The 5,867-nt window shown below is 44.2% G+C and carries 7 protein-coding genes; 3 read left to right on the top strand and 4 right to left on the bottom strand.

What is annotated here, in order from left to right:
• Positions 1-10 precede the first annotated feature (10 nt).
• A complete protein-coding gene (locus ACTXGO_RS08695; protein ID WP_443574072.1) occupies positions 11-178 on the top strand; it encodes an AbgT family transporter in 168 nt (55 codons plus the stop codon).
• Positions 179-288: 110 nt separating this feature from the next.
• On the opposite strand, the gene ACTXGO_RS08690 is transcribed toward ACTXGO_RS08695, so the two are convergent.
• Positions 289-1,125 (bottom strand): Cof-type HAD-IIB family hydrolase, encoded by an 837-nt coding sequence (locus ACTXGO_RS08690; RefSeq protein ID WP_443543206.1) that lies wholly within the window; start codon positions 1,123-1,125, stop codon positions 289-291.
• A 33-nt stretch (positions 1,126-1,158) separates the two neighbouring features.
• Positions 1,159-2,682, bottom strand: coding sequence for a cryptochrome/photolyase family protein (locus ACTXGO_RS08685; protein WP_443543205.1), 1,524 nt, complete (start codon positions 2,680-2,682; stop codon positions 1,159-1,161).
• A 196-nt stretch (positions 2,683-2,878) separates the two neighbouring features.
• On the opposite strand from ACTXGO_RS08685, the gene ACTXGO_RS08680 reads away from it, so the two are divergent.
• Positions 2,879-3,502, top strand: a complete 624-nt coding sequence (locus ACTXGO_RS08680; RefSeq protein ID WP_443543203.1) for a hemerythrin domain-containing protein — start codon at positions 2,879-2,881, stop codon at positions 3,500-3,502.
• A gap of 81 nt (positions 3,503-3,583) precedes the next feature.
• Positions 3,584-4,120, top strand: a complete 537-nt coding sequence (locus tag ACTXGO_RS08675; protein WP_443543201.1) for an REP-associated tyrosine transposase — start codon at positions 3,584-3,586, stop codon at positions 4,118-4,120.
• A 64-nt stretch (positions 4,121-4,184) separates the two neighbouring features.
• Here ACTXGO_RS08675 and ACTXGO_RS08670 read toward each other — a convergent pair whose 3' ends face one another.
• Together ACTXGO_RS08670 and ACTXGO_RS08665 are read right to left on the bottom strand one after the other, a co-directional pair.
• Positions 4,185-4,544 (bottom strand): hypothetical protein, encoded by a 360-nt coding sequence (locus ACTXGO_RS08670; RefSeq protein ID WP_443574070.1) that lies wholly within the window; start codon positions 4,542-4,544, stop codon positions 4,185-4,187.
• 69 nt (positions 4,545-4,613) lie between these two features.
• Positions 4,614-5,867: DNA gyrase subunit A (locus tag ACTXGO_RS08665; RefSeq protein WP_443574068.1), on the bottom strand; the 1,254-nt coding region annotated here is incomplete at its 5' end.

Raw genomic sequence — 5,867 nt, 5'->3', positions numbered from 1 at the left:
TATTTTGGCAGTGGCTATTCGCTATAAAAAGGACACTGGGGTTGGGACATTAATGGCAATGATGTTACCATACTCGATGGCATTTTTGATTGGTTGGACTATTTTGTTCTCGATTTGGGTATTTGTACTGGGTCTACCTGTGGGGCCTGGCGCAGAGACATTCTATCCTGCTAGATAAACTGGTTTTATCGTTACGGTAGCAGGATTAACAATAGCTGTCTGTGTAACACTAAAAACCCTTGTCAGGTCATGGCAAGGGTTTTTAGTGTTACACACTATCTACGATACTTATGAAGTAACCTTTAGCGCCAAACGTTCAAGTACCGACTGAATACCGCGCTCTTCAATAGTGCCTGTGACAAAGTCTGCGCGCTCAATCAAAGCAGGTTGTGCGTCACCCATCGCCACCGCGAAGCCAACCAGATCAAACATCTCTAAATCATTAAAACCGTCACCAAACGCCATACATTCACTAGCATTAACGCCGTAATATTGACAGACATCCAAAATACCGCGCGCTTTTGAGGCTTCAATCGGTAAGATATCTGCGCCCGTATTGTGCCAATGCACGAGCTTGAGATCGTACTTGGCAAAGTCGACTTCTTGCATCTTCTCTTGCTGATTATTAAAAAATACTGAGCACTGATAGACTTCACTGGTCTGATGATAAAAGGGGTCGACGATAGAGTTTGGCGTACGCGCATTAAACTCACGCAAGCGCTCGTTTTCATCCGACCAAGCGATATGGGTCGCTGAATCAAACTTGTGTATCAAATCGCTGGCTTGGCACAGCTCTACAATTTTGGTTGTTTGCTTATTCGACAAGGGATAGTGACTGATTCTATTATGATTATCAAAACTATATTGACCATTCATACAGATGATCGAATCGAGTACGTTGGCCTCTAGTAGCGCCAAGATATCAGGCGGCAAAATCGCTTTTGAGCGCCCTGTCGAGATGACGAGTTTGACATCAGAATGAGCTAGCGCCTCAAGCGTCGCTTGATTATGCTTAGCAATGATGCCTTTACGGCTAAGCGTATCATCGATATCAAAAAAGATGATCTTGGGTGTCGGGATTTTACTTGTCGCCCGCGCACCGCTAGCTTTAAATTCGGTAAACATAGCTATCCTTGTCTTACTTAAATTTGCGTTCTTTTAAACTTCTTTATCTAATTGCGCTAAAAACTCATTGGCATTTTTTAAGTGCTCTTTTTGCTGGTTTTTATCCATCTTATCCCACATCGACAGCAGCATACCGATACGTGGATTCTTTGCAAAAAAGTCGCGATGCACATGCATAAAGCGCCAAAACAGCCCATCCCAAATAGCCGCCCACTCGACAAGCTCGCCTTTGGACTTGACTTGATAATCACTCATTTTATTAATATAGTTACTACCGCTGATATAGGGTTTGGTCGCCATCAGACCGCCATCGGCGAACTGACTCATGCCATAGATATTAGGCACCATCACCCAATCATAAGCATCGATAAATAGCTCCATAAACCACTGATAGACCTCATCAGGGTCAAACTCACAGAGCAGCATAAAGTTGCCAAAGATCATGAGGCGCTCAATGTGATGCGCGTATCCTGTCTTGAGCACTTTTTTAATCGTCGTATCAATGGGCATGATACCCGTATCACCGGTATAAAAGCTGGGCGGTATCTTACGTTTAAAGCCCCAAAAGTTACTGCTGCGCTGTTTGCGTCCAATATACTCGTAGAGTCCGTACATAAACTCGCGCCAGCCGATAATCTGGCGGATAAAGCCCTCTAACGAGTTAATCGGAATATCGTATTCCTCGCTAATCTCAAGTGTGCGCGTCACCACTTGCTCAGGGGTGAGCAGACCCGTATTAAGCATCGGCGTCAAAATACTATGATGCAGTACATGCTCGCTTGCGACGATAGCGTCTTCATATTTACCAAAGTCTTTAAAGCGTGTCGCTAAAAAGTTCTCAAGCCACACCTCCGCCTCGGCATGAGTGGTCGGATAGCGAAAGTCAGGATTCGCCTCGCCATAATGGCTGCCAAAATTGTCCTCAACGTAGCTTATCGCTTCCTTGTAACGCTCAGTTAACTTAGGAAATTCAAGCGCAGGCGGCGTCTCTTTACGTGGGTATTTTTTGCGGTTGTCTTCATCAAACGACCACTGTCCGCCGATAGGATCATCGTCTTCATCGATAAGGATCTTTTCACGTTTGCGCGCTTGAGTATAGAAGTCATGATGGAATAGGCGGTTGTCGCGAAAAAACTCGCAATAAACAGGCAAAGGATTCAAAAACATCGGCGTTGGCGAACAATCAAAGTCAATATCAGCGTCTAGTACGGCCTGCTGGACGTACATACGCAGCCAGTCATCGACCAGATCAATACAATAAATTTTTGCAATAGCATCATCATTGTCAGCATCGTTTTTGCTGCTGACAAAGCTCGCAACCAGCTTACGACAGTCGCTGTGTTTATGGGCGGATTCAATATAATGTACAGTTTTGCCCGCGTCCTTCAAAGTTTGCTCATAAGCTTTCATACTCGCGCGGTGCAGTACTAGCTTTTGCTTATGAAAGGGATACTGGGTAAAGTACAAATCCTCTTCAATTAGGTAGCACACGTCCTGCCAAAGGCTCACATTGGCAAACAGCTGATGCGGGAAGATTAAGCTGACTTTTTTACTCATAAGTTAAGCTTATATTAACTAAGACAACTCATTATAAATGAGCCATTGCCCTGTTGTAAGGTAGGGTTGTGTTACTGATTAAATGCTAAAACGCTGCGCAAGATTTTATTGTTGCCCATAACCGAAAAGACTTTTGCTTTAACCACTCTATAAATCACATGGCAAAACCACCATATACGTAAGCATTAAACCGAGTATGAATAATAAAAATGAGAGCGAGCCAATGACCACAGCGACCAACGACACAAGCCAGCAAGATCGCGACAATGATCTGTTTAGCATCACGCCGCGTCACCCTGATAGTCGCCTTGAGGCGGACTGGTTGTTTCTGTATAACAAGCTGCCGCCTGATCAATGGTTTGGTGCAGATTACGCCTACAAGACCTCAGGTTGGCTAAAGGTACATACCAATATACGCAAACGCCAACGTATATTGATGCAAATCAGCGACGCCTATCAAAACGGCGAGTTTGATTGGTCAGAGTATCGCTCGCAAATCCTTAAACGCATCAATATGCATATCCTCAAGTTGCATCAGCATCATGGGGTAGAGGACGAAGGATTCTTCCCTGAGTTTGTCAGCATGTATCCTCAGCTTGCACCTGCGTTTGAGATACTGGGTAAGGATCACGAGTACCTCAACGCGCTACTCGATGAATTGCAAATTCAAAACGATCAGCTGGCAAGAAGTGAGGTAGAGGACAAGGCGCTGGCTAAGGAATTGCACGACACGCTAGTCAAAGTGACCGATTTACTTCAGCAGCATTTAACTGATGAAGAGGATTTAGTCATTCCGATTTTGGGGCTGAGGCAGAGTTAGGGGTTGTGAAATTTGCTATTCGCGTAGGCTGGGCTTTTAGCCCAGCATTTAAATGCTCTAAACTCTTTAAAGGCATAATTCATGCGAACCTATATCAGAGATAAGACTAAAGGTGGGACTTACTTTTTGACTATGACATTGTTAGATCGCAAAAGTGATCTTCTTACAAAACATATTAACGAGTTTCGCCACGCTTATCGACTGACTAGACAAAACCATGATTTTAAACTTAACGCGATGGTATTGTTGCCTGATCATGTGCATATGCTCATTACTTTAGCAGAGGATAGCGATAATTACGCTGTCATCATCTCTAGTATAAAGACGCATTTTTCTCGTCAAATTAAAAAGTCCGCTAGTGAAACCATCAGCCACTCTAGAGTAAGAAACAGAGAACGCGGTATTTGGCAGCGGCGGTTTTGGGAACATAGAATTAGAGACGAGTTAGATTATCAGCGCCATATGGATTATATTCATTACAACGCGGTCAAACATGGTTATGTCGCGCGTCCTTCCGATTGGCAATATTCAACGTTTCAAAGGTGCGTAGAAAAAGGGTTTTGTCCGCTTGATTGGGGTGGGGTAGGTGTTGATGTGATTGAAATTGATTATGATTGATTGTTGATTTGAGAGTTATTTTTTTGGCGTAGTTTTGCTGGGCTAAAAGCCCAGCCTACGCTAGCTAATCTCGATGCTCCCAAACAACAGCAATCTTAGCACCCAACATATCTTCTAATTCTTTCAATATTTCTGAACGAATAGAAATGGCTTCATTAATATCGCTTTCAAACTCTTCATCTTCATTGTCATCTAATTGCCAAAATTTATTAGTTGCTACAAAGTCTCCAGCGCTCATCATGAACGGGCTAGTAATAATAATATCTGAATGTGTCAGTTGCAGGTTTTCAACTGCATCAAAATAGGGTTCATGTTCACATTCGATAATATTTTCGTCAAAAAGTGAAAATGCTTCTTCTTTTTGTTCATCAGTTAAAACATGGTCTTGGTCTTCGATATAAATAAAAACGTGTTGTTCACTCATAATATTCTCCCAGTAAGCACAGGCTGGGCTTTTAACCCAGCTTTCTAAAAATTAAATAAATAAACCCAACTAACCAACCTCAACCCCAGTCACATTCTGAAAGCCCCTTGGCAACTGACCACCACGATTACCACGTGTGCCTGTATAGTTCGCTAAGTCCATAGGTTTTAAGGTGACATGACGCTTGCCAGCAGTAATCACTAAGCTGTCTTGCAAGCTGAGTGGGGTAATTGCTAATACTTCCTCATCGCCTTTTAAGGTAATCATTTTATTGCCCTTTCCGCGAGCTTGCTCGGGCAGATCATCGAGCGCAAATATCAATAAATATCCGGCGTTAGTAACGACAGCAACGTGATCAGGGATAGTGCTTACCGCTTCGCTATCATCGCCATTAGTCCCTGCACTGGCATCGATACGTGCGACAGGTAACAGGCGACTATCTGCAGCAAGATTGATTAGGTTTTTGCCTGATTTTTGATTGGTATCGAGATTGCCGAGTCTATTGATAAAGCCGTAACCTTTTGAGCTGGCAAGGATAATACGTTGCTCATCGCTACCCGTGAGTAGCTGCTCAAAGCTCGCGCCTGCTGGTGGTTTGAGTACACTGGTGAGCGGATCACCTTGACCACGCGCTGAAGCTAGGTTGTGCGCTTCAATACTATAGCTACGTCCTGTGCTATCGAGAACATAAATTTTCTCATTGGATTTGCCGCGCACATCGGCTTGATAGCCATCGCCTGAGCGGTAAGTCATACCTTTTGCATCCACCTCATGACCTTTAGCGGCACGTATCCAGCCTGCTTTGGACAAGATAGCGGTAATCGGCTCACTAGGTATAAGGTCGGACTCTTTAAGTGCTTGCGCTTCATCGCGCTCCATGAGTGGCGACATACGCTCGTTGCCATGCTCCTTCATATCGGCAGTCAGCTCATCGATAATAAGTGCCGTTAGGCTCTCAGGGTTATCGAGATATTCTTGTAGTTTGGCACGCTCAGCAGCGAGCTCGTCTTGCTCACGACGCAGCTCAATTTCCTCAAGTTTCGCGAGTTGGCGCAAGCGAATGTCCAAGATAGCATTGGCCTGAATCTCAGTGAGATCATAGTTCTGCATCAAGGTCGCTTTGGGATCGTCCTCTTCGCGGATGATACGAATCACTTCATCGATATGCAGGTACGCTATCAATAATCCTGCCAAAATATGCAAACGCTTATCGATCTTATCGAGACGAAATTGTACGCGGCGCGTGACCACAGAGCGGCGACAGACTAGCCATTCTTCTAGTATTTCCTTGAGATTTTTGACTTGCGGCTTACCGTTCAAGCC

The organism is Psychrobacter sp. T6-1 (assembly GCF_052258445.1).
The sequence above is the reverse complement of the archived record's forward strand: the minus strand, read 5'-3'. Positions and strand labels throughout refer to the sequence as shown.

What these genes read in the sequence shown, in the direction of transcription:
- ACTXGO_RS08690 (WP_443543206.1), bottom strand. Translation starts at nt 1,125, where the DNA reads ATGTTTACCGAATTTAAAGCTAGCGGTGCGCGGGCGACAAGTAAAATC.
- ACTXGO_RS08685 (WP_443543205.1), bottom strand. Translation starts at nt 2,682, where the DNA reads ATGAGTAAAAAAGTCAGCTTAATCTTCCCGCATCAGCTGTTTGCCAAT.
- ACTXGO_RS08680 (WP_443543203.1), top strand. Translation starts at nt 2,879, where the DNA reads ATGAATAATAAAAATGAGAGCGAGCCAATGACCACAGCGACCAACGAC.
- ACTXGO_RS08675 (WP_443543201.1), top strand. Translation starts at nt 3,584, where the DNA reads ATGCGAACCTATATCAGAGATAAGACTAAAGGTGGGACTTACTTTTTG.
- ACTXGO_RS08670 (WP_443574070.1), bottom strand. Translation starts at nt 4,544, where the DNA reads ATGAGTGAACAACACGTTTTTATTTATATCGAAGACCAAGACCATGTT.